This is a genomic window from Micromonospora sp. AMSO31t (assembly GCF_008868175.1).
GTDB lineage: Bacteria > Actinomycetota > Actinomycetes > Mycobacteriales > Micromonosporaceae > Micromonospora.
This window is the reverse complement of record NZ_WBKT01000004.1, coordinates 1-20936: the sequence shown is the minus strand read 5'-3', so window position 1 is coordinate 20936 and position 20936 is coordinate 1. Positions and strand designations below refer to the sequence as shown.

Genomic DNA, 20936 nt, shown 5'->3' with positions numbered 1-20936 from the left:
TACCGTGAACGGGCCAACATCAACCGGTTCCACCGCCCAGGGAGCACACCGTGTCGCAGCAGAATCGCACCGAGGTCGAGCGGCCCGCGCCGCGCGGCGGTGCCCTGCCGCGCGAAGCGGGCCAGGGTCGCTGCCGACCGCAGCAGTGGCAACCGGGGTGGTGGCGCGACTAAGCGCCGGCGCGACACAACGCGCAGCCGCCCGCCCCGTGACCAGGGACCGGGCGGCTTTTTCGTTCACCGGGTCCGAGGGGCGTACCTCAACGGAAGAGCAACCGGGACGAGGGAGCTGGCTGACCCGCTCGCCTTGGGCGCGAGAGACACGCGGTTCGATTCCGCGGTCCCGGACCTCACACGGACGGCACCCGCCGTTCCGCGGGCCGTTGGAGCAATTGGAAGCTCACCCGATTCTCACCCGGGAGGCTGCGGGTTCGAGTCCCGTACGGCCTACGACACCACCCCTGAACCGAGGAGACGACGATGGGTTTCACCCCGCTGGCCGGTACCCGGGCGCCGGTCCGGGTCTGGACCGACCCCTACACGATCGAGGCGCAGGCGGCCCGGCAGCTGCGCAACATCAGCTCGCTGCCCTGGGTGCAGGGCGTCGCCGTCATGCCGGACGTGCACTTCGGCAAGGGCGCCACTGTGGGCTCGGTCATCGCCATGCGGCAGGCCGTCTCGCCCGCCGCCGTCGGCGTGGACATCGGCTGCGGCATGTCCGCGGTGCGCACCTCGCTCACCGCGGCCGACCTGCCCGACGACCTCGGCCCGCTGCGGACCGCGATCGAGGCGGCCATCCCGGTCGGCTTCGCCATGCGCGCCGACGCGGTCGACCCGCGCCGGGTGCGCGGGCTGGAGCAGGGCGGCTGGGACGAGTTCTGGCGGCGCTTCGCCACCCTCGACCGGAAGGTGGCGCAGCTGGAGACCCGGGCCCAGCGCCAGCTGGGCACCCTCGGCGGCGGCAACCACTTCGTCGAGGTCTGCCTGGAGCAGGGCGGCCCGGACGAGGGCCGGGTCTGGCTGATGCTGCACTCCGGCTCCCGCAACATCGGCAAGGAACTGGCCGAGCGGCACATGGCGGTGGCCCGCGGGCTGCCGCACAACGTGGACCTGCCCGACCGGGACCTCGCGGTGTTCCTCGCCGGCACGCCGGAGATGGACGCCTACCGCCGGGACCTCTGGTGGGCGCAGGAGTACGCGCGCCGCAACCGGGCCGTCATGCTCGCCCTGCTCTGCGGCGTCGTCCGGGACGAGTTCCCGCAGGTCGGCTACGACGAGCCGATCTCCTGCCACCACAACTACGTGGCGGAGGAGAGCTACGACGGGGTCGAGGTGCTGGTGACCCGCAAGGGCGCGATCCGGGCGGGCCGCGGGGACCTGGGCATCATCCCGGGGTCGATGGGCACCGGGTCGTACATCGTGCGCGGCAGGGGCAACCTCGACGCGTACTGCTCGGCGTCGCACGGGGCCGGGCGGCGGATGTCGCGGGGGCAGGCGAAGCGGACGTACAGCACGGCCGACCTGGCCGCGCAGACGGCCGGCGTCGAGTGCCGCAAGGACGCCGGGGTGGTCGACGAGATCCCCGGCGCGTACAAGGACATCACCCAGGTGATGGCCCAGCAGGAGGACCTGGTCGAGGTGGTCGCCCACCTCAAGCAGGTCGTCTGTGTGAAGGGTTGAACCGACCGGCGCCCCGCGAGGGGGAGGGGCGCCGGTCGTCCGCCCCGGTGGCGCAGCGGAGAGCGCGCCGGTCTACGAAACCGGAGAGCCCAGGTTCGAATCCTGGTCGGGGCACGGTCCGCGGTCCGCGGATCCCCTGCGAGCTGGTGCAACCAGGCAGCACATCCGACTCTGGATCGGGGAATTGAGGTTCGAATCCTCAGCTCGCAGCGACGCCTACCGGCTGCGCCGGACGATCCGCACGCCGACCGCGACCGCGCCGATGACGAGCAGGCCGGCCAGGAGCTGGAGGCCGGGCGAGTCGTCGGCCTCCCCGTACACGAAGCCGGCGACGCCGAGCGCGACGGCGAGGACGGCGACGAGGCCCAGTGCGTACTTCATCGGTCTTCTCCCTGTTCCTCGACCCACTCGAGCAGGTCACCGGGCTGGCAGTCCAGAACCCGGCACATGGCTTCCAGGGTGCTGAAGCGGACGGCCTTGGCCCGGCCGTTCTTCAGCACCGCGACGTTGGCCGGGGTGAGCCCGACCCGCTCGGCGAACTCGCCGACGCTCATCTTGCGTTTGGCCAGCTCGACGTCGATGCGGACGACGATGGGCATCAGATCACCGCTTCCATGTCGGTCCGAAGCGTGGTGGCCTGCCGCAGCAGCTCCCGCATCACCACCATCAGCAGCCCCAGCACGGTCACCCCGGTCACCAGCAGGAAGAGCAGGAGCGGCAGTCCCGGGTCGTTCGCGTTGAAGCCGACGTAGAGGAAGACGCCCACGAGCACCACCCACGCGGTGGCGATCGCCCACACGATCGCATCCACCAACGACAGGGACGCCTCGCTGAAGATGCGGTCCTTCTTGACCAGGGTGAGCAGCTTCCAGGTGCAGACGATCACCACCTGGATGCAGAGCACCCAGAACACCGACACCGCGGTCGCCGGCCACCTCAGGTAGGCCAGGTCCGGATTTTCTCTGGCCATGTGCGCGAACTGCCCCGGCAGCGACATGACCTGGAACAGGACGAGGATTCCGAACAGCAGCACGAGGAAGGCTTTGAGCGGAGCCACCGCCCGTTGAGCTGTGAACATGCATCGACTATCGCTCGTAACCTATCGAAAGGCAATCGGTTCCGCGCGACAAGCTCTGCCTCCGTCACCGGCCGGCGGCCAGGTCGACGGGGACGCGCACCAGATTGATCCGCGAGCCGTCGCGCGCCGACACCTCGTACACCTCGACCGTGCCGCGTCCGGCCGCGGCGTGCCGGTAGCGGACGTTCAGCCGGTAGGTGCCGCGGCAGCCCGAGCCGCAGGACGCCGTCGTGAACGCGGTGCCGATCTCCCGGCCCGCCGCGTCCAGCACCCGGACGCTCACCGTCGCCTCGTACACGTCGGCGGTCCCGGCGACGGTGACCGGGCTGGCGAGCCGGTCGCCGATCGCCGGGGCGGTCACCACGATCGGCGGCAGCAGGTCGGCGTAGTCGTCCCGCCCGGTCGCCGTGTCGGTCGGGGCGAAGGCGACCCGCCGGACGGTGGAAAACTGGGTGAGCGTCCAGACCACCTGGGCCCGCCGCAGCCGCGCGGTGACCGTCCCGCCGGCGTCGAGATCGGCCGGGGGGACCAGCGTCGCCACCCCGTCGGCGATGCGGGTGACCTCCGTGCCGGCCGGGACCAGGGTGGTCAGGCCGGCGGCCCGCTCGGCCGGGGACGGGCCGGCGGCCAGTTCGGTGAGCGCCAGCCGGGACGTGGCCACGGTGGCCGGCAGCGTCCGCCGGGTGGGCACGAGTTTCCCGGCCCGCGCGAACCAGAGCTGCACGGTCAGCGTCCCGTCCGGCCCGGTCGGTGCGGCGCTGGTCGGCGTACCCGTCGTGGCGGCTGTGGTGGGGATGCCCGGCGCGGGCGGGGTCGGCGCGGGAGCGCCGGTCGGTGCGGCGGCGGCGCTGGTGGTCGGCGACGGCCCGGCCGGGGCGGGCCCGAGTGTGCCGGTCCGCGGCGGGACGCAGCCCGCGGTGAGCAGCAGCAGCGCGGCGAGCGGCGGCATCAGGCGTCGCATGGTGTGCCCCCGGTGTCGAGGGGGAGGGTGAGGCGGAAGCGGGTGCCCTGGCCGACCTCGCTGGTCACGTCGAGCCGGCCGCCGAGCAGCCGGGCGTTCTCCCGGGCGATGGCCAGGCCGAGCCCGCTGCCCGGGCCGGTGCGAGCCGGGTCCACCTTGTAGAACCGGTCGAAGAGGTGCGCCAGGTGCTCGGCGGGGATGCCGGGCCCGCGGTCGGCGACGTCGATGACGAGGTCGACGCCGGTGTGCCGGATCTCGGCGCGCAGGTCGCCGCCGCCATGCTCGATCCCGTTGGCCACGAGGTTGCTCAGGACCCGTTCGAGCCGGCGCGGGTCGGTCACCACGGGCGGCGCGTCGCCGTCCACCGTGGTCCGGGCGGCGTCCGGGTGAGCGGCGACGATCCGGCGCAGCAGCGCCCCGACGTCCACCGGGCGGGTGGCGAGCACCTCCCGGCCGGCGTCCAGGCGGGAGATCTCCATCAGCTCCTCGACCAGCCGGCGCAACCGGACCACGTCGGCGACGAGCAGTTCGGCGGCGCGGCGGGCGTCGGCCGGGAGGGCGTCGAGCTGGTCGGCGAGCAGCGAGGCCGCCGCCACCAGTGCGGTGACGGGGGTACGCAGCTCGTGCGCCACGTCGCCGGTGAACCGCCGCTCCCGGGCCTGGGCCTGGGACAGCGCTTCGATCTTGGTTTCCAGCGCCTCGGCCATCTCGTTGAAGGAGCTGGCCCAGGCGCTGAACTCGTCCCGGCCGCGCACCGGCAGCCGGGTGTGCAACAGCCCCTCGGCGACGGCCCGCGCGGCCCGGCTGGCCCGGCCGACGGGTTCCAGGGTGCGGCGGGCGAGGGCGTTGCCCACGCCCGCGGCGAGCAGCACCACCGCCGCCCAGCCGACGATCGAGGCGGTGCGGAGCTGGTCGAGGGCGTCGACGAGGTCGTCCTCGACGGTCACCACGTACAGCTCGACGGTGGAGCCGGGGATCCGGCCGCCGACCACCAGCAGGTGGGGCCGGCCGGAGGTGCGCTGGAAGCCGAGCTGGCCGGCGGCGACGCTCGCGCGCAGGTCCGGGTCGGGCGTCGGCGCGTAGCGCGGGTTGGACGCCTGGGTGTCCCCGGCGACCAGCAGCACGTGCCGCCCGGACTCCTCGAAGCTGGCCAGCAGGTCGGTGCGGCGGGCGTCGGTCAGCGGCAGGAACTGCGCGGCCACCACCAACTGGTAGCGGGCGTCGGCGGCCGCGCGTTGCAGCGAGCCGTCGAACCGGGCCTGCCGCAGCATGAGGTACGACCCGGTGGCCAGCGTGCCGGCGGACATGCCGGCGACGAGGACGAACGCGACGACGAGCCGGCGCCGCAGCCGCCCGGGTACGACTCTGCCGGCCACCATGGCGCGCTCACCCCGTCGAGAGCTTGTAGCCGGCCCCGCGGACCGTCCGGATCAGGGTCGGCGCGGCGGGGTCGTCCTCCACCTTGGCGCGCAGGCGCTGCACGGCGACGTCGACCAGCCGGGAGTCGCCGAGGTAGCTGTGTCCCCACACCCGGTCGAGCAGCAGCTCGCGGGTGAACACCTGGCCGGGGCGCCGGGCCAGCTCCAGCAGCAGCCGGAACTCGGTGGCGGTGAGGGTCAGCTCGCGGCCGTCCCGGCGGGCCACGAAACGGGCCGGGTCGATCTCCAGCGGCCCGGCGGTCACGGTGGTGTCGGGAGCCGGTGCGACGGTCCGGCGGAGCACGGCACGGACCCGGGCGACCAGCTCCGGCAGGTCGAACGGCTTGCGGAGGTAGTCGTCGGCCCCGCATTCGAGGCCGACCACCACGTCGATGGTGTCGGTGCGGGCGGTGAGCATGAGGATCGGCACCTGACTGGTGCGCCGGATCTCCCGGCACACCTCGAATCCGTCCAGACGGGGGAGCATCACGTCGAGCACGATGAGGTCGACCGGGCCGGCCCGCCAGGCGGCGAGGGCGGCCGGGCCGTCGGCGGCGGTGGCCACCCGGAACCCGGCCCGGCGCAGGCCGAGGGCCGTCACCTCCCGGATGGAGGCGTCGTCCTCGACGACCAGCACACGGCCCTCCATGACCACCCAGGGTAGTCCGGTGCGACGCCGGGGGCGTGGGCGCAACGGACGGTGATGAGGGGCCGGTCGGCCCCTCTCACCTGGGGAAAGGTCACGCCTGCCACTGGTGGGCCACGTCGATCACGATGCGGCTGTGCGTGCCGGGGCCGCTGAGCACGAAGACCCGGAACGGCAGGTGGGCGCGCACACCCACCGCGAAGGTGGTGTAGCCCTCGAAGCTGCCGCCGAAGACGACGTCCCGGAGCGTGCGGTAGCCCAGCACGGTCGCGGCGTGCTCGCCCGCGCGGTAGGGGAGGGTGGCGACGTGCCCGTCGTCGTACGCGGGCGCCCGCAGCGACACCGACAGCAGCGCGCCCCCGGCGGTGTACGGGCTCAGCGGAAGGCCCTGCCCCTCGGTGTACGTCTCGCCGTAGGCGACGGAGTAGCCGTTCGCCGGTCCGGCGAACTCGAAGACCACCCGGTCCCAGCAGTCGTGCCGCCCCGTGCGCACCTCGATCAGCGGGTCGGAGCTCAGGGCGCCGGCCGTCTTGGCCGTGCTGCCCCAGGTGATCCCGCAGTACGGCGCGGCCGCCGCCGTGGCGCTGCCGGCGCCAGCGACCAGCCCGCCGAGCGCGACGACCAGCGCCAGCAGTGTTCTCCTCAGTTTCATGGTGGCCTCCCTGGCGGTGTGCCGGGACCCCGTCCGGTGTCCCTGCCCAGACGGTCGGCCGGCCGTGCCACAGCGCCTTCGCAGCCGCGTAACCACCGGGTAACAGCGGTGCCCGGTTCACCCGGCGGCCGGAGGCAGCCGGTCCGGGTCGGGCAGCGTGCGCACCGGGGACCGGTACAGCGGCAGCCAGGTGAGCGCGGCGCCGATCGCGCCGACCCAGAGCGGGGTACGGGGGCCGGCGTACTGGCCGAGCAGGCCGGCCAGCCCGGCGCCGACCGCGATCGCGCCGGTGAGCAGGAACCGGAAGGTGGCGTTCATCCGGCCGAGCAGCGCGTCCGGGGTGGCCCGTTGCCGCAGGCTGACGCCGATCACGTTGCCGATCCCGGTCCGCCAGGCCAGCGCCAGCCAGCCGAGGCCGGCCAGCCACAGCCACGCTCCGGTGTCGACCAGGGCGACCAGCGCGCCGGCGGGCGCCACCAGCAGCCCGGGCAGCCAGAGCGCCCGGCCGTGCCCGATCCGCGTCGCCAGTGGACGGGCGGTCACGGCGCCGAGCAGCGCCCCGACCCCGCCGGCGCCGAGGAAGAGCCCGAGCGCGCCGGCGCCGAGGCCGAGGTCGCGCAGGAAGACGACCGGCAGCATGGTGGTCATCAGGTTCACGGTGAGGTTGATGCCGGCCAGCGACACGGCCAGCGGGCGCAGCAGCGGGCTGCCCAGCACGTGCCGGACGCCCTCGGCGAGCTGCCGGCCGAACCCGCCGGCTGGCCGGTCCCGGCCGGTCCCGACGGTGGCGATGGGGCGTACCCGGGTGAGGGCGAGCGCCGAGAGCAGGTGGGTGACCGCGTTCAGGGCCAGGGCGAGCGGGGCGCCGAGCCACTGCACGAGCAGACCGCCGAATCCCCGGCCGCCGATCTGGATGCTGGCGTTGGTCGTCATGAGCAGCGAGTTGGCCGCCACCAGGCGGTCCCGGCCGACCAGTTCCGGCAGGAAGCTCTGCGCGGCCACGTCACCGAAGACCGTGCCGACGCCGGTGAGCAGCACCACCGCGTAGAGCTGGCCGAGAGTCAGCGCGTCCGCCCACCAGGCCAGCGGGATCGAGGCGTACAGGGCGGCGCGGGCCAGGTCGGCGGCGACCATCACGGTGCGGCGGGGCGACCGGTCCACCCAGACCCCGGCGGGCAGCCCGACCAGCAGGAAGGCGGCGGTGCTGAGAGCCGCGAGCAGGCCCACCTGGCCGGGGGTGGCGGCGAGCACCGACACCGCCAGCACCGGCACGGCCAGGTAGCCCACCTGGAAGCCCAGGCCTTCGGTCAGGTTGGCCGCGTAGACATAGCGGAACGGGCGGGGCCAGCGGGTGGCCGCCGGGACGGTGGTGGTCATGACAGGGGACCATGGCCGGGGTCGCCGCCGCGGTCGATAACTTTGAGCCAGGTCGAATCTGTCGGGAGGCGCGGGTGCTGAGCGTCACGCTGGGGATGCGGGACCTTGCCGGGGTCCGCTTCGCGATCTCACCGCTGTGGGAGGCGGTTGCCAGCGTCCGGGTGCTCCGGAGCCCCGACTGGTTCCCCGCCCACCAGCTCTGGCACCGGCAGGTGCGGCCCCGGCTTTCCGCGGTGGACTGGCGGCTCCTCGCCGACCTCGTGCCGATGCCGACCGTGGTGATCCCGGGCTTCGTCTGCCCGCCCCCGCGATCCGCGCTGCCCACCATCGACGGGGAGCTGGCCGCCCTCGCCGCCACCCCGCCGGAGGCGGTCCGGGCCGGCCTGGACGAGCTGCCCGGGCCGCGCCCGCCCCGGCTCGCCGCCCTGTACGCCGACCCGCCGGCCGGGCTGGCCCGCCTCGCGCAGGTGATCGCCGACTACGCCGAGGTGGCGATCGCCCCGTACTGGCCCCGGATGCGGACGCTGCTGGAACGCGAGGTGCTGGTCGGTGCCGGGCGGATGGCGACCGACGGCGTGCGCGGCCTGCTCAACCAGATCGACCCGTACGTCTCCTGGGACGACGGGACGTTGCACGTCGACCACCTGACCCGCGCCGGGACGGTCGACCTGGGCGGGCGCGGCCTGCTGCTGGTCCCGTCGGTCTTCGGCGGCGCGCGGGTCTGGTCCAACCTGTCCGAGCGAACCTCGCAGCCCCTCCTGCGCTATCCGGCCCGCGCGGTCGGGACTCTCTGGGAGCGCAGCGCCGCCCCGGCCAGCGCGGCGCTGGCCCGGGTGCTGGGGCGTACCCGCGCCACCCTGCTGCACGAACTCGCCGTGCCGGCCGCCACTACCGAGCTGGCCCGGCGCTGCGACCTCAGCGCCGGCACCGTCTCCCACCACCTGACGGCGCTGCGCGACGCCGGCCTGGTCGGCACCCATCGGGCCGGGCGGTTCCTGCTGTACGCGCGGACCAGCTCGGCGGAGGCCCTGCTGGCCGGCGCCGGGTCGCCCGAGCCGGCCGACGCCTGAGACCGGAGTCAGCCGTGCACCGGATGCTCGGCCTGGAAGGCGAGCCGGCGGTCCGCGTCGGCGGCCAGCCCGGCGAGCACGTCGTCGAGGTCCAGAAAGGCCTGCCAGCGCGGCTGGCCGGTGATGTCGGCCAGCCGGTCGACCACCAGTTCCTCCAGGTCGGTGACGCGCTTTCCCTTCCACACCTTGTCGGCGAGGCTGACCAGCAGGTCCTCCAACTGCACGCCCGGCCCGTGCCAGGCCGCGTGGGTGACGGCGAAGCGGGCCCGCTCCTCGGGCACGCCGAAGCGCAGCAGCAGCTGGTAGCCCGCCTCCTCGTGCGCCGAGCCGGGCCCGGACAGCTCCTCGGGGTGCGCCACCTTGCCGAGGTCGTGGATCGCCGCCCCGAACAGCACCGCCTGCCGGTCGAACGGCACCAGCGGGAACCGGTCGGCGAACGCGGCGGTGAGCTGCCGGGCGACGTCGTGCACGAGCCGAAGGTGCGCGGCCAGGCGGGGCGGCGCGTCGAGGGCGTCGAGCAGCTCGACGGCCACCTCGGGCAGGGGTGGCAGCGGCGGGTCGCCGGGGTCGGTCAGGGCGCGGCGCAGCGCGTCGGAGGTCACCGGGGCGAGGGTACCGGCCACCGGGGCGGTCGCCGTACGGGCTGACCGAGTGGCCGAGCGTGGACCAGCCGCTCGTCCGATGCGTCGTGATCGTCCGTTCAGGAGGGTGGGGCGACGTCCACCACGGGGGGTTTCCATGACCGAGATGAATCGACGCGCCCTGTTGCGTACCGCCGCGCTCGCCGGCGTGGCCGCGGCGACCGGGCTCACCGCCGCGGCGCCCGCCGCTGCGGCGGCGACCACCGAGGTGGTCAACGGGCCCTGGCTGGTCAGCGTCGGCTGGGGTGTGCTCCAGGTCAACCCCGGGCGCACCACGCCGCAGCAGCTGCTCACCGACGGCGACCAGGCCACCACGTCGCCCGACGGCCGCTACGTGGCCTGGATCAACAACGCCCGGTCCGGGGACGGCAGCCTCGAGCCCTACGTGTCGCTGTTCGACCGGGTCACCGGTGACATCCGGACGCTGCTCGCCGACCCGTTCGGCGTCGTCTACGGCGCACCGACCTGGTCCCCGGACGGCACGCAGATCGCCCTGGTCGTCGACCGCGACACCCTCGTCGCCGTCGACGTGGCGACGGCCGCGAAGCGGGTGCTCGTCCAGGGACACGCCATGTCCCAGCCGAACTGGTCCCGGGACGGCTCCATGATCGTCATGCGCTGGACCAGCCGCTCCGAGGGGCCGCAGCTGCGCACGCTGGAGCTGGCCACCGGCAAGGTACGGCCGATCTACACCCCGGAGGCGGCCGGCGAGCTCTTCCACGGGCCGGTCTTCATGCCCAACTCGGAGCGGGTGGTGTTCTGCACCAACCGGTGGACCCGGGACACCGAGGTGCTCGGCGGGCAGGCGCTCGGCTCGGTGCGGATCGACGGCACCGGCCTGAAGCGGCTGACCGACGAGACCCGCTACTACCAGTCCCCGGTGTTCTCGCCCGACGGGCGCTACTGCGCCGCGCTGTCCGTGCCCCCGACCAACGAGGCCCCGGACGGCGGCAACATCATCGTCTCGACCAGCGGCTTCGGCGACCCCTGGTGGATCCCCGGCGACGAGTACGACGACAGCAGCCGGCTGGACTGGGCCCGCGCCATCTGACCCGACACCCGCGACGCGGCGACCGGACCCCGGCCGCCGCGTCGGCGTACCCGGGGTGGATTTCCGCGCCCCCGGCCGGGAGCGGTGCGAGGCTGGAGGGAGGGCGTCGCCGACGGGGGCGACGACCGCAGTGGAGGGTGCGATGGCCGAGCCGCCGACCGGGACCTCGTCGCGCAGCGCGCAGGCGCACGGCCGCCGCGCCAACCGGCGCAGCTACCACGACGGCGCGCAGGTCAACGGGTACGTCGACGACCCGTACCACCGGGTCCGCCGCGCGGTCGCGGCCCGGCTCATGGTCGACGGCGTGCCCGGCGGACGGCCGGTGCTGGAGCTGGGCTGCGGCCCGCGCGGCATGCTCGACCCGGCGACGCTGCCCGGCCCGCTCGTGGTGGCCGACATGGCCGAGACCGCGCTGGGCGCGGCCCGCCGGGCCGCCGGCGGCGCGGCCCTGCCGGTCTGCCTGGACGCCACCCGCGGCCTGCCGTTCCGCGCCGGCAGCTTCGCCGGCCTGCTCACCGGCGAGCTGATCGAGCACGTCTACGACCCCCTCGCGCTGCTGCGCGAGTGCCACCGGGTCCTCGCCCCGGGCGGGCTGCTCGTGCTGACCACCCCCAACCTGGCGCCCGCGCAGGACCGGCTGGCGTTCCTCGCCGGCCGGGCGCCCCGCCAGGTGGACCCGCTGCACCCCTACCTCTGGCTGCACATCCGGCCGTTCACGGCCTCGCTGCTGCGGCGGGTGCTGTGCCGGGCCGGGTTCACGCCGCTGGCCATCCGGTCCAACGAGGTCGGTTGGCGGCTCCCGGGTGGACGGTGGGTCGCCTCCCGCCTGCTGGCGCGGTTGGCGCCGGGGCTCGGCGGGTCGCTGATCTGCGCCGCCCGGCGCACGGCGCAGGCGCCGTCACCCAGGGGTACGGGCCACCCGAACAGCGCGTGATGGTGAGATTGACAAAGGGCTATCATGGGGGTTCCGTCGTCGACCGGGGGATGTCATGGCGCGCCTGTTCACCTGGGTCGTCAACAATCTCGACGCGTTCATCGGCCTCGTCCTGGCCGTGACCGTGGCCGTCCTCGGCCTGACCAACACGGTCAGCCAGGACGTGGTCAACAGCGCCATCCTGCTGGTCCTCGCCGTGCTCGCCCAGGCCGTGCTCCGCGACCGGCTGCGCCGGGAGACCGCCCAGCAGGAGGTGCGGGAGGTCATGCGGGCCACCCGGGACCGGCTCACCGAACTCGTCCCGCAGATGCACGAGATCACCGGCCCGGACGGGGCCCTCAACCGGGCCCGCGAGGCCATCGACAGCGTCTCGATGGTGCGGGTGCTGCACGGCAGCGAGGTCGGTCGGGCCCTCGCCGAGGCCCGCCAGCACACCGACTCGTGGGCGTTCAAGGGCGGCACCGGCACCTTCACCCGCGCGGTCACCCTGCCGCAGTGCCTGGAGCACGCCCGCCGGCGCAACGCCACCCTGAGCTTCGCCATCGAGATCATCGACCCGACCGACGAGGACGTCTGCGAGCGCTACGCGCGGTTCCGGCGCAGCCTCGACCCCGACGCGCCGGGGGAGCGCTGGACGGTCGACCGCACCCGCAAGGAGTCCTACGCGACCGTGCTGGCGGCCTGCTGGCACCTGCAACGCTCCGGGCTGCTCACCGTCGAGGTCCGGCTCTCCGCGCAGATGACCACCTTCCGCTATGACCTCTCCTCGTCCTGCGTCATCATCACGCAGGAGAACCCGCAGACACCGGCCCTGCGGATCGACCGCAGGGAGCTCTACTACAACCGGTTCAACATCGAGCTGGACTACAGCCGCAAGCAGAGCCGGCGGGTGCCCATTGAGGCCGCCGCGGCCGTGAAGCTGGACGACGAGCCCTCCGTCGAGCAGGTCCGCAAGCTGTTCGCCGCGCTCGGGCTGCCGCTACCCCGGTCCTTCGGCGACCGCGAGGTCGCCGACATCGTGGGCCGGGCCCTCCAGGCGAGGAACCCGTACGCATGATGACCTACGCCGACCTCGAACGGGAGATCGACCGGGGCGCCCGGCCGGAACTGCTGCGCGGCTGGGTGCTCGACGTCCTCGACGACGTCGCCGAGGGGCGGCGGCCGCTGCTGGCCGTCCGGCACCCGCTCGGCTTCACCTGCCTGCCGGTGGAACGCACCGGCCCCGACGGGATCTGCGTGCACGCCTGGCCGGCCGACCCGCCGCCGGTGCAGCCGACCACCTCGACCATGCACTCGCACAGCTGGGACCTGCTCAGCCACGTCCTGCACGGCACGGTCCGCAACGAGCTGATCGAGGTGACCGACGCGCCCGCCGACCCGTCGTGGCGCATCTACGAGGTGCACAGCCGGGGCGACGTGGACGAGATGGCGGCCACGGACCGGCTGGTCACCGCCGCGACCGCCACCGTGGAGACGCACTCCGCCGGCGACTCCTACGCGCTGCGCGCCGGCGGTTTCCACACCTCGGAGGTCGACGCCGGCGAGCCGGCGGTGACCGTGGCGCTCGGCCGGACCACTCCCGGCGTGTGCGACCTGAGCCTCGGCGCGGTGGACGGGCGCAGCCACCGCATCCGCCGGGACCGCTGCGGCGCGGCCGAGACGGCGCGGATGGCGCGGGACATCGCGCGACTGGTGGCACGGGGCTGACCGGCTGGAGGAGCCATGGACGTGGACCCGAACAGAGACGGGCCCGAGCTGCGCGACGCGCACCGGTTCGCGGTGGAGGCGGCCCAGGCGGCCGGGCGGCTGCTGCGCCGGGGCACCCGGGGCGAGCTGCACGCCCGCGCCAAGAACGACTCCGGTGACCTCGTCACCGACCTCGACCTGGCCGCCGAACGGCTGATCGTCGACCGGATCCGCGCCCGCTGGCCGGAGCACGGCGTGATCGCCGAGGAGGGCGGCGAGTACGCCGCCGACAACACCTGGGCCTGGCTGGTCGACCCGCTCGACGGCACCAACAACGTGGCGATCGGCCTACCCGCGTACGTGGTGGGCATCGCCCTCTGCGACCGCGGCTCACCGGTGCTCGGCGTCGTGCACGACCCGGTCGCCGGGCGCACCTGGTCCGCCGTGCGCGGCCAGGGCGCCTTCGTGCACGAGTCCGGGCCGGCGGCCCGCCCGCTGCACGCGCCCCGCCGGCCGGTGCCGACCGCGCCGGTGCTGGCCTGGACCCAGGGGCACGGGGTGGCCCGCGACGACAGCACCGCCCGCGCCCTGAAGGTCGTGCTCGACACCACCGCGCGGCGGGTGCTGCAACTGTGGGCGCCGCTGCTGTCCTGGGTGATGCTGGCCCGCGGCGACATCGACGGCATCGTCGGTTACCGCCCGGAGGCGGTCGACCTGCCGGCCGGGATGCTGCTCGCCGCCGAGGCCGGCATGGCGGTCCGGGCCCTCGACGGTGGCTGCTTCGACGACCGCTACGGCTGCCCGGCCGACCGGCGCAGCTTCGTGGCCGGCCCGCCGGAGACCATCGACCGGCTGGTCAAGCTGGTCACCGCGGCACAGTGGATCGAGCCCCAGGTCCGCCAACTCACCCCCATCAGCCTCACCACCGTCGGTTGGTGAGGGCCGCCCACGCGGGAATCCTCGAGAGAGAGGCAGCCGGACTTTCCGTGCTCGATCGCCACCGTGTGGTGTTCGTACGTGTCTCCGGTGTCGCTCGGGTCACCTCGGTAGGTGAGAAGATGACCGATCCTTCGTTCGCGGGGCGGCTACGTGCATTGCGGGAGGAAAGCGGGCTCTCCCTGCGCGGTCTGGCGAGACTGACGTTCTACGGCAAGTCCTATCTGCACGAGCTGGAGACCGGGGCCAAGATCCCCACGCCGCAGATCGCCCAGCGGCTCGATCGGGTGTTGCGGGCCAGAGGCGAGCTGGTCGCGCTGGCCGCCAGACCTGGCGTCCGTCGGCGGGATCTGGTCGCCGCGGCCGGCCTCGCCGCAGCCCTGCCCCACACCCTGCTGAACCACGGCCGCCAGGTGGGCGCTGCCACGCCGGCGCGACTCGCCGAACGCACCGCCCGGCTCCGCCGCCTCGACAACTACCTCGGCGGCGCCGACACCCGGCGCGCGTACGCCGCCGAGGTCGAGTCCACGACCCGCCTCATCCGGGACGGTTCCTACCGCGAGGGCATCGGCCGGCAACTGCTGGCGATCCTCGCCGAGCAGGCGCAACTGGCCGGCTGGGCGGCCTTCGACGCCGGTGTCCATGACGACGCGGAGCGCCTGTACCGGACCAGCCTCACGGCGGCCCAGGAGGCGGACGATTCGGCACTCGTGGGCAACGGACTCGCGCTTCTCGCCTATCAACAGCTCACCCTGGGCGCCCGAGCCGTCGAGCTGGCCGAGGCGGCGCGCGCCGCTGTCGGCGCAGCCGCGACACCCGGGGTCCGGGCGTTGCTGCACCTGCGTGCCGCCTGGGCGTTCGCGAACGCCGGGGAGGCGGACACGGCAGACCGGTACCTGGGTATCGGCACCAGGTGTCTCACGGAGTCGGACGGTCGGCCGGAGCCGGACTGGGTCTACTGGGTCGACAGCCGAGAGGGGGAGATCATGACCGGGGGGTGCTGGACGGCGCTTCGTCGACCGGTCCGAGCCGTTCCTGTCCTTGAGCGGGTCCTGGCCGGCTTCGACGACACCTACGCCCGGGACAAGGCGCTGTACCGCACCTGGCTCGCCGACGCGTATCTGGACGCCAACGAGGTCGACATGGCCTGCGACGCCGCCGCCACGGCCCTCCGGCTGGCCGGCGGAGTTGCCCTGTGTGGTCGAGCTGCGGTCACTGGCTGGCGAGGCGGCTACGCGTCCCGGACCGACCGCCGCAGCCACTCCAGGTAGTCCTTAGCCCCGCCCACGATCGGCACCGCGACGACCTGCGGGTTCTGCCACGGGTGCTCGGCGAGCAGGAAACGTTCCAGCTCCGGGTATCGCGCGGCGGTGGTGACGAGCAGAACCTGCCATTCCTCGCCGGTGCCCTGCTCGCCGAGATGCCAGAACACACTCGTCACCGGGCCCTGCACCTGTGCGCTCGCGGCGAGCCGGGCGGCGACGGCCCCCTCCGCGAGCCGGACCCCGGCATCACGGGTCTCGGTCGCCGTCGACACCTGAAGGAAGTCGTCCACCCGGCACACCCTAGCGGTGGTGATTGTCCGCGGACAGCACGGACGAACAGCGGACGCGGGCCCGCTGGATCTTTCACCCGTCCCTGGCCAGGCTTCTTCTGACCAGGGAAACTCCGCCCGCAGCGACCGTCTCGCCGGGCGTGACCGGCAGGGAGTGAGCTTGAGTGGACAGGCCGTGCCCCAGCTTGTACGACCGCCGACCAGCCACGAGCCGGTGTTGCCGATCTGGAGCTGTGGTGGCTGTGCCGGGCCGTGGCCGTGCGCGGCCCGTCGTCAGCAGTTGAGGGCCGAGTTCGGCGGCGCGTCCGTGTCGCTCGCCCTCTACCTCGGTGCGCAGCTCGTCCGCGCCTCCGCCGATCTGCACTGGTTGCCGGCCGGCGTGCTGCACCGGCGGTTCCTCGGGTGGGTGCGGTGAGCATCCTCCGCGCCGGGGACGCGAAGTTCCACTACAGCGACGGGTCGCACCGGTGGATCCCGCCGGACCCGGACTACGACCAGGAGGTCTGGAACGAACAGGTTCGGCAACACCTGCACCGGCACCTGCGCAACGAGCGTCCGAAGGTGCGGGTCCGCCGCGTCGTTGGCTGACCCGCGCGTCGGCCGCGACCGGGGGAGGGGTCGCAGGGTCGGAACGGCGTCCGCGGTCTGGTGGGTGTCTGCCATGATCGGGGCGATGACGACCGGCCAGTCACCCAGACGCCGCGACCGGCGCCGGGCGGTGCGCGTCGGGCTCGCGGTCGGCGCGGCCGCAGCCCTTCTCGCCCTCGCCGTGGTCGTCGTGCCGCTGCTGCTGCCGCCGGGCCCACGCCCGCCGTTCCAGCTTCCCGTGCCCTGCGGCGAGACCTGGCGGCTGGGCACCTACCCCGGCCACGACGACTACGACGTCGACCTGTTCCCCACGGCCGGCGAGGCGTGGGGGCGGCCGGTGCTCGCGTCCCACGCCGGCACGGTCACCGTGGCGGGGATCAACGGGTCGCTGGGTGGGCGTACCCCGGACAACCCGAAGGGTCCGCGCGGCCGTGGCGGAGGGTACTGGGTGAAGATCGACCACGGCGGCAAGTGGGAGACGCAGTACCTGCACCTGCTCGAACCGCCGCTGGTCCGGGCCGGACAGAAAGTCGTCCGCGGCGAGCAGCTCGGGCGGGTGGGCAGCACCGGCAACTCCGGTGCGCCGCACCTGCACTACGAGCAGCACCGGGGCTGGGAGAAGGTCGAGACCTGGTTCGACGGCTCAGCGTCGGGCATCACCCAGGACGACACCGAGTACAGCGTCACGCTGACGAGCAACAACTGTCCCGCCGGCGGGCGGTGAAAATCGCTGTCCGGACCGCCTTCCGCGCCGCCGTCGCCGCCGCGCCCAGCCTCGACGTGCCGGTGCCGACCTGCCCCGACTGGACGCTGCGGGACCACGCCGGGGAGGACCTGGCTCGCTGCGGTTCTTCGCCCGGCACCTCGGTCGATGCCCCCGCTGTGGTAGACCGCCACGCCGATCGGGACCGTCCCGATCGGCGTGTCCGGCGAGCCCTGACCGGCGCCGATGGTTCAGCCGCGAACGCCGGCCGCCGGACGGCTCAGCCGCTCGGCCAGGAACGCCTCCCAGGTGCGTACCCCGAGGGTGGCGTCGGGGCGGGCCAGGTTGTCCCCGTTCCGGTACGCGCGGCCCGCCTTGCCCGGCAGGCGGACGGGCAGCCGCAGCCGCCGCCGGCCCACGGCCGCCAGGTAGCCGGTGACCAGCTCGTCCAGGCCGTACACCCGGGGGCCGGCCAGCTCGGGCACCAGGCCGGCCGGCGCGCCCAGCGTCAGCGTGACCATCCGGGCCGCCACCTCCCGGGCGTCGACCGGCTGGAGCCGCAGCCCGCCGGGGACCGGCACCACCGGCAGCTTCGCCATCTTCTCCACCATGGTCAGCGCCAGGTCGTGGAACTGGGCGGCGCGGAGCGTCGTCCACGGCACGCCCGATGCGGCGACGGCGCGTTCGGCGTCCAGCTTGGAGCGAAGCCAGGCCAGCGGCACCCGGTCCGCGCCGACCACCGAGATGTGCACGAGGTGTCCCACGTCGGCGCGCCGGGCGGCGTCGACCAGGTGGCGGGTGGCCACGTCGTCGCCCTTGGGGCCGCCGGCCAGGTGCAGCACGGTGCCGACGCCGCGTACCGCCGGGTCGACGCCCGCACCGGTGAGCAGGTCGGCGGTGACGTGCGTGACGCCGTCGCCGGGCCGGCCGCCGCGGCGGCTGAGCACACGCACCGGGTGACCGGCCTCGCGCAGCAGGGGCACGACCAGCCGGCCGAGGGTGCCGGTGCCGCCGGTGACCAGGATGGGTGCGTTCATGTCGTCCTCCGTGTCGGAGATCCGCTACGTTTCGGCTTCACCGGCTCGACCCGCGGCGGGCCGGATGTGTGACCGGGAGTGAGCGGCGTCACCTCCGGTCACACGGACCGGCCGGCCGGGGTCGGTCAACCGGGGAACCCGCGAGGAAGGACTGGGACATGGGCGAGGACACCTGGCTGGCCGAACGGTTCGAGCAGGAGCGGCCGCAGTTGCGGGCGGTGGCCTACCGGATGCTCGGCTCGCTCAGCGAGGCCGAGGACGCCGTGCAGGAGACGTGGTTGCGGCTCGCACGCACCGACACCGCCGAGGTCGACAACCTGGCCGCCTGGCTGACCACGGTGGTCGCCCGGGTCAGCCTGAACATCCTGCGGGCCCGCGCCACCCGCCGGGAGGACCCCCTCGACGTACGCCTGCCCGACCCGGTCGTCGACGTCACCGAGCCGGACGCCGATCCGGCGCACGCCGCGGTGCTGGCCGACTCGGTCGGGCTGGCGCTGCTGGTGGTCCTGGACACCCTCACCCCGACCGAGCGGCTCGCCTTCGTGCTGCACGACATGTTCGGCGTGCCCTTCGAGGAGATCGGCGCGCTGGTCGACCGGTCGCCGGCCGCCGCCCGGCAGCTCGCCAGCCGCGCGCGCCGCCGGGTGCGCGGCCAGGCGCCCGTGCCCGACCCGGACCTGGCCCGCCAGCGGGAGGTGGTGACCGCGTTCCTGGCCGCCGCCCGGGAGGGTGACTTCGAGGGCCTCGTCGCCGTGCTGCACCCCGACGTGGTGCTCCGCTCCGACGGCGGGACCGCCCGGGCCCGGCACACCACCGTGCTCACCGGCGCGCGGGTGGTCGCCGCGCAGGCCCCCACGTTCGGCCGGTTCTCGCCGTTCGCCCGGCCGGTGCTGGTCAACGGCGCCGCCGGGGTGCTGGTCAGCGCGGCCGGCCGGCCGCTGTCGGTGATGGCGTTCACCGTCACCGGAGGGCGGATCGCGGCCATCGACGTGATCGCCGACCCGGAGCGGCTGGCCGCCCTCGGCCTCGCCGGCTGATCCCGGCGCCGACGGCCGGTCCCGCGCTGCGGGGCCGGCCGTGCCGGGTCGCCGTCAGCGGACGATGACCAGGTTCGCCATGTCGACCACCGGCCGGTAGCCGAGGTTGGCGTAGATCCGGTTCGAGGTCGGGTTGGCCTGGTCGGTGAAGAGGCACACCCGGGCGCCCTCGGCCCGCAGCAGCCCGGAGACCTCGGCCACGGCGTTGCTGGCCCAGCCGTGCCCGCGCTGCTCCGGCGGCGTGTACACCGGGCCGATGCGCGCGACGCCGAACGACGGCGGGTTGGCGGCGGTGAGGTGCACCCTCCGGCCCGCCGCGTCGGTCCAGAACCACAGCCGTCCCGCGCGGATCCGGCGCAGCAGCTCGGTGCGGTCGGGGGTCTCGTGCGCGCTGACCCCGCGCGGGCGGCCCGCCTGCTCGTCGGCGTCGGCCATGAACGCCTCGAACCACTCGACGGCCAGGTCGACGTCGTCCTCGGTGGCGACCGTCAACGCCCCGGGGACCCGTGCCGGTTCCACCAGGTCGCCGAGTTCGTGCAGCCGGGTGTGCTGGGCGACCTCGACGCGGCCGCCACCGAGCCGGGTCACCTCGGCGGCGCACCGCCGCACCGCCGGAAGCGCGCCGTTGACGGCGCGCACCTCCTCCCCACGCTCGTGCCACACCCGGGCCAGCGCCACCGCCGCCTCGTCGGGCATCGGCAGCAGGAACGGCGGGCGCGGCGCGAAGGGCGCCGTCCGCATCCCGGCGCCCACGACCTCGCCGGAGGCGTCCCGGACCACCAGCCACCAGTCGTCCGGGGGCGGCGCGACCCCGTCGGCCCGCCCGGCCAGCTGCCGGTGCGCGACGGTGGCCACGACCGTGCCGACCACGGGGTCCGCCGCCAGGTGGTCGCCGGCCGCGGCGAGGAACTCGGCCGGGTCGGTGTAGAAGTGCAGGGTCGGGGCGTCGCTCATCCGCGCACGGTAGCCCGTCGCCGGGGCACGGCCGTAGCGGATTTCCGCCGGGTGCCCGAGCCGCCGCCGACCGGCGCGGTGGGGCACGTCCCGCCGGTGGTCAGGGGGCGATGCGCAGCCGGCGGATGTGGGTGTCGTCAAAGTCCTCGAAGCGGAACCGCAGGCCGGCGAACGGGCTGCCGGGGAAGTCGCCGGTGATGGTGGCGGTCACCACGGTGCCCGCCGGGATGATGGCGGGTGCGGTGTCCATGGGGTGCTCCTTCCGGCGGATGGGGTGGTCAGACGGTCGGGATGGTGCCGCCGTCGATGACGTGCTCGGCGCCGACGATCGCCGAGGCGCGGTCCGAGACGAGGAAGGCGACCAGGTCGGCCACCTCGGCCGGGTAGGCGGGACGGCCCAGCGGGATGCCGCCGAGGCTGTCCATCAGCTGCCCGAGGGCGGCGTCGCGGTCGACACCGGACGCGGCCGCCAGCCGGTCGATCAGCGCGTCGGCCGCCGAGGTCTGGATGAACCCGGGCGCCACGCTGTTGACCCGGATGCCGTGCGGGGCGAGTTCGTTGGCGAGGCCCTTGCTGTAGGTGGTCAGCGCGGACTTCGCTGCGGCGTACGCCAGGGTGGCCTCGTGCAGCGGCTTGCGCCGCTGGATCGACGAGACGTGCACGATCGCGCCCCGCCGCGCCTCGATCATGGCGGGGACGAGCCGGCGGTCCAGCCGGACCGCGCCGAGCAGGTTGAGGTTCAGCTCCTCCAGCCAGGTCGCCTCGTCCAGGGCGGCGAACCCGCCGCCGGGCGCGTGCGAGCCGCCCACCACGTGCACCAGGATGTCCACGCCGCCGACCGCCGAGAGCCGGTCGGCGACGGCCTCCGCCCCGTCGACCGTCGCCGTGTCGGCGGTGATGAACAGATCGGGGTACGGGTGGGCCGGTGGCAGG

The 20936-nt window shown here is 74.4% G+C and carries 25 protein-coding genes, 4 tRNA genes and 1 pseudogene; 16 read left to right on the top strand and 14 right to left on the bottom strand.

Going from position 1 to position 20936, the window contains the following annotated elements; translation table 11 throughout:
* Positions 1–274 precede the first annotated feature (274 nt).
* The 5 genes from F8274_RS01705 to F8274_RS01685 all read left to right on the top strand — a co-directional run bounded on the left by F8274_RS01705 (position 275) and on the right by F8274_RS01685 (position 1889).
* Positions 275–347: transfer RNA gene (locus F8274_RS01705), tRNA-Pro, on the top strand.
* A 29-nt stretch (positions 348–376) separates the two neighbouring features.
* Positions 377–449 (top strand) — tRNA-Glu (locus tag F8274_RS01700).
* Positions 450–479: 30 nt separating this feature from the next.
* The gene (locus tag F8274_RS01695) at positions 480–1679 is read left to right on the top strand and encodes an RtcB family protein (RefSeq protein WP_151460478.1); all 1200 of its coding nucleotides are present in this window, start codon (positions 480–482) and stop codon (positions 1677–1679) included.
* Positions 1680–1720: 41 nt separating this feature from the next.
* Positions 1721–1793, top strand: a tRNA-Arg gene (locus tag F8274_RS01690).
* Between the two features lie 23 nt (positions 1794–1816).
* Positions 1817–1889: transfer RNA gene (locus F8274_RS01685), tRNA-Gln, on the top strand.
* A 6-nt stretch (positions 1890–1895) separates the two neighbouring features.
* Here F8274_RS01685 and F8274_RS31100 read toward each other — a convergent pair.
* The 8 genes from F8274_RS31100 to F8274_RS01650 form a co-directional block, all read right to left on the bottom strand.
* Positions 1896–2060 carry a hypothetical protein gene (locus tag F8274_RS31100; protein WP_192579662.1) on the bottom strand — a complete coding sequence of 55 codons (165 nt, stop codon included), beginning with the start codon at positions 2058–2060 and terminating at the stop codon, positions 1896–1898.
* Complete coding sequence (locus F8274_RS01680) at positions 2057–2278, bottom strand: helix-turn-helix transcriptional regulator (RefSeq protein WP_151460477.1); 222 nt, start codon at positions 2276–2278, stop codon at positions 2057–2059. The genes F8274_RS31100 and F8274_RS01680 overlap by 4 nt, the downstream gene beginning before the upstream one ends.
* Positions 2278–2757: a DUF2975 domain-containing protein gene (locus tag F8274_RS01675; RefSeq protein WP_151460476.1), complete on the bottom strand. Its 480-nt coding sequence runs from the start codon at positions 2755–2757 to the stop codon at positions 2278–2280. Before F8274_RS01675 ends, F8274_RS01680 begins: the two co-directional genes overlap by 1 nt.
* Before the next feature lie 64 nt (positions 2758–2821).
* Positions 2822–3718, bottom strand: coding sequence for a Gmad2 immunoglobulin-like domain-containing protein (locus F8274_RS01670; RefSeq protein ID WP_225853543.1), 897 nt, complete (start codon positions 3716–3718; stop codon positions 2822–2824).
* Positions 3706–5097 (bottom strand): HAMP domain-containing sensor histidine kinase, encoded by a 1392-nt coding sequence (locus F8274_RS01665; RefSeq protein ID WP_151460475.1) that lies wholly within the window; start codon positions 5095–5097, stop codon positions 3706–3708. Before F8274_RS01665 ends, F8274_RS01670 begins: the two co-directional genes overlap by 13 nt.
* A 7-nt stretch (positions 5098–5104) precedes the next feature.
* A complete protein-coding gene (locus F8274_RS01660) occupies positions 5105–5785 on the bottom strand; it encodes a response regulator transcription factor (protein WP_151460474.1) in 681 nt (226 codons plus the stop codon).
* Positions 5786–5876: 91 nt separating this feature from the next.
* Entirely contained in the window at positions 5877–6434 is a 558-nt protein-coding gene (locus F8274_RS01655) for a hypothetical protein (RefSeq protein ID WP_151460473.1), read from the bottom strand.
* 117 nt (positions 6435–6551) lie between these two features.
* On the bottom strand, positions 6552–7811 hold the full coding sequence (locus tag F8274_RS01650; RefSeq protein ID WP_151460472.1) for an MFS transporter: 1260 nt from the start codon (positions 7809–7811) through the stop codon (positions 6552–6554).
* Between the two features lie 74 nt (positions 7812–7885).
* Between F8274_RS01650 and F8274_RS01645 the strand changes: the two genes are divergently transcribed.
* On the top strand, positions 7886–8881 hold the full coding sequence (locus F8274_RS01645) for a DUF5937 family protein (protein ID WP_225853542.1): 996 nt from the start codon (positions 7886–7888) through the stop codon (positions 8879–8881).
* 8 nt (positions 8882–8889) lie between these two features.
* Here the strand turns inward: F8274_RS01645 and F8274_RS01640 are convergent, their stop codons facing one another.
* Positions 8890–9483 (bottom strand): HD domain-containing protein, encoded by a 594-nt coding sequence (locus F8274_RS01640; protein ID WP_151460471.1) that lies wholly within the window; start codon positions 9481–9483, stop codon positions 8890–8892.
* Between the two features lie 136 nt (positions 9484–9619).
* On the opposite strand from F8274_RS01640, the gene F8274_RS01635 reads away from it, so the two are divergent.
* The 6 genes and pseudogenes from F8274_RS01635 to F8274_RS01610 all read left to right on the top strand — a co-directional run bounded on the left by F8274_RS01635 (position 9620) and on the right by F8274_RS01610 (position 15407).
* Positions 9620–10573, top strand: a complete 954-nt coding sequence (locus F8274_RS01635) for an LpqB family beta-propeller domain-containing protein (protein ID WP_151460470.1) — start codon at positions 9620–9622, stop codon at positions 10571–10573.
* Between the two features lie 142 nt (positions 10574–10715).
* Positions 10716–11507, top strand: coding sequence for a class I SAM-dependent methyltransferase (locus F8274_RS01630; RefSeq protein ID WP_151460469.1), 792 nt, complete (start codon positions 10716–10718; stop codon positions 11505–11507).
* Between the two features lie 55 nt (positions 11508–11562).
* On the top strand, positions 11563–12564 hold the full coding sequence (locus F8274_RS01625; RefSeq protein WP_151460468.1) for a hypothetical protein: 1002 nt from the start codon (positions 11563–11565) through the stop codon (positions 12562–12564).
* On the top strand, positions 12561–13214 hold the full coding sequence (locus tag F8274_RS01620) for a hypothetical protein (protein WP_151460467.1): 654 nt from the start codon (positions 12561–12563) through the stop codon (positions 13212–13214). Before F8274_RS01625 ends, F8274_RS01620 begins: the two co-directional genes overlap by 4 nt.
* A 15-nt stretch (positions 13215–13229) precedes the next feature.
* Complete coding sequence (locus F8274_RS01615) at positions 13230–14132, top strand: inositol monophosphatase family protein (RefSeq protein ID WP_151460466.1); 903 nt, start codon at positions 13230–13232, stop codon at positions 14130–14132.
* 119 nt (positions 14133–14251) lie between these two features.
* Positions 14252–15407: pseudogene (locus F8274_RS01610) on the top strand (helix-turn-helix domain-containing protein).
* On the opposite strand, the gene cutA reads toward F8274_RS01610, so the two are convergent.
* The gene (cutA, locus tag F8274_RS01605) at positions 15361–15684 is read right to left on the bottom strand and encodes a divalent-cation tolerance protein CutA (RefSeq protein WP_225853541.1); all 324 of its coding nucleotides are present in this window, start codon (positions 15682–15684) and stop codon (positions 15361–15363) included. The pseudogene F8274_RS01610 and the gene cutA overlap by 47 nt on opposite strands.
* 280 nt (positions 15685–15964) lie before the next feature.
* Here cutA and F8274_RS32255 point away from each other — a divergent pair, with 280 nt between their 5' ends.
* From F8274_RS32255 to F8274_RS01595, 3 genes are all read left to right on the top strand, one after another.
* Positions 15965–16099: a hypothetical protein gene (locus F8274_RS32255; RefSeq protein WP_255474541.1), complete on the top strand. Its 135-nt coding sequence runs from the start codon at positions 15965–15967 to the stop codon at positions 16097–16099.
* Positions 16096–16272, top strand: a complete 177-nt coding sequence (locus tag F8274_RS31095) for a hypothetical protein (protein ID WP_192579661.1) — start codon at positions 16096–16098, stop codon at positions 16270–16272. The genes F8274_RS32255 and F8274_RS31095 overlap by 4 nt, the downstream gene beginning before the upstream one ends.
* 85 nt (positions 16273–16357) lie before the next feature.
* Positions 16358–16996 carry a M23 family metallopeptidase gene (locus F8274_RS01595; RefSeq protein ID WP_151460464.1) on the top strand — a complete coding sequence of 213 codons (639 nt, stop codon included), beginning with the start codon at positions 16358–16360 and terminating at the stop codon, positions 16994–16996.
* A gap of 230 nt (positions 16997–17226) precedes the next feature.
* On the opposite strand, the gene F8274_RS01590 is transcribed toward F8274_RS01595, so the two are convergent.
* The gene (locus F8274_RS01590) at positions 17227–18012 is read right to left on the bottom strand and encodes an SDR family oxidoreductase (RefSeq protein ID WP_151460463.1); all 786 of its coding nucleotides are present in this window, start codon (positions 18010–18012) and stop codon (positions 17227–17229) included.
* A 158-nt stretch (positions 18013–18170) separates the two neighbouring features.
* Between F8274_RS01590 and sigJ the strand changes: the two genes are divergently transcribed.
* Positions 18171–19049, top strand: a complete 879-nt coding sequence (sigJ, locus tag F8274_RS01585; RefSeq protein ID WP_151460462.1) for an RNA polymerase sigma factor SigJ — start codon at positions 18171–18173, stop codon at positions 19047–19049.
* A 54-nt stretch (positions 19050–19103) separates the two neighbouring features.
* Here sigJ and F8274_RS01580 read toward each other — a convergent pair whose 3' ends face one another.
* From F8274_RS01580 to F8274_RS01575, 3 genes are all read right to left on the bottom strand, one after another.
* Positions 19104–20003, bottom strand: coding sequence for a GNAT family N-acetyltransferase (locus F8274_RS01580; RefSeq protein ID WP_151460461.1), 900 nt, complete (start codon positions 20001–20003; stop codon positions 19104–19106).
* A gap of 100 nt (positions 20004–20103) precedes the next feature.
* Positions 20104–20253 (bottom strand): hypothetical protein, encoded by a 150-nt coding sequence (locus tag F8274_RS31090; protein WP_192579660.1) that lies wholly within the window; start codon positions 20251–20253, stop codon positions 20104–20106.
* A 28-nt stretch (positions 20254–20281) separates the two neighbouring features.
* A partial coding sequence (locus tag F8274_RS01575; RefSeq protein ID WP_151460460.1) for an SDR family oxidoreductase occupies positions 20282–20936 on the bottom strand: 655 nt, incomplete at its 5' end.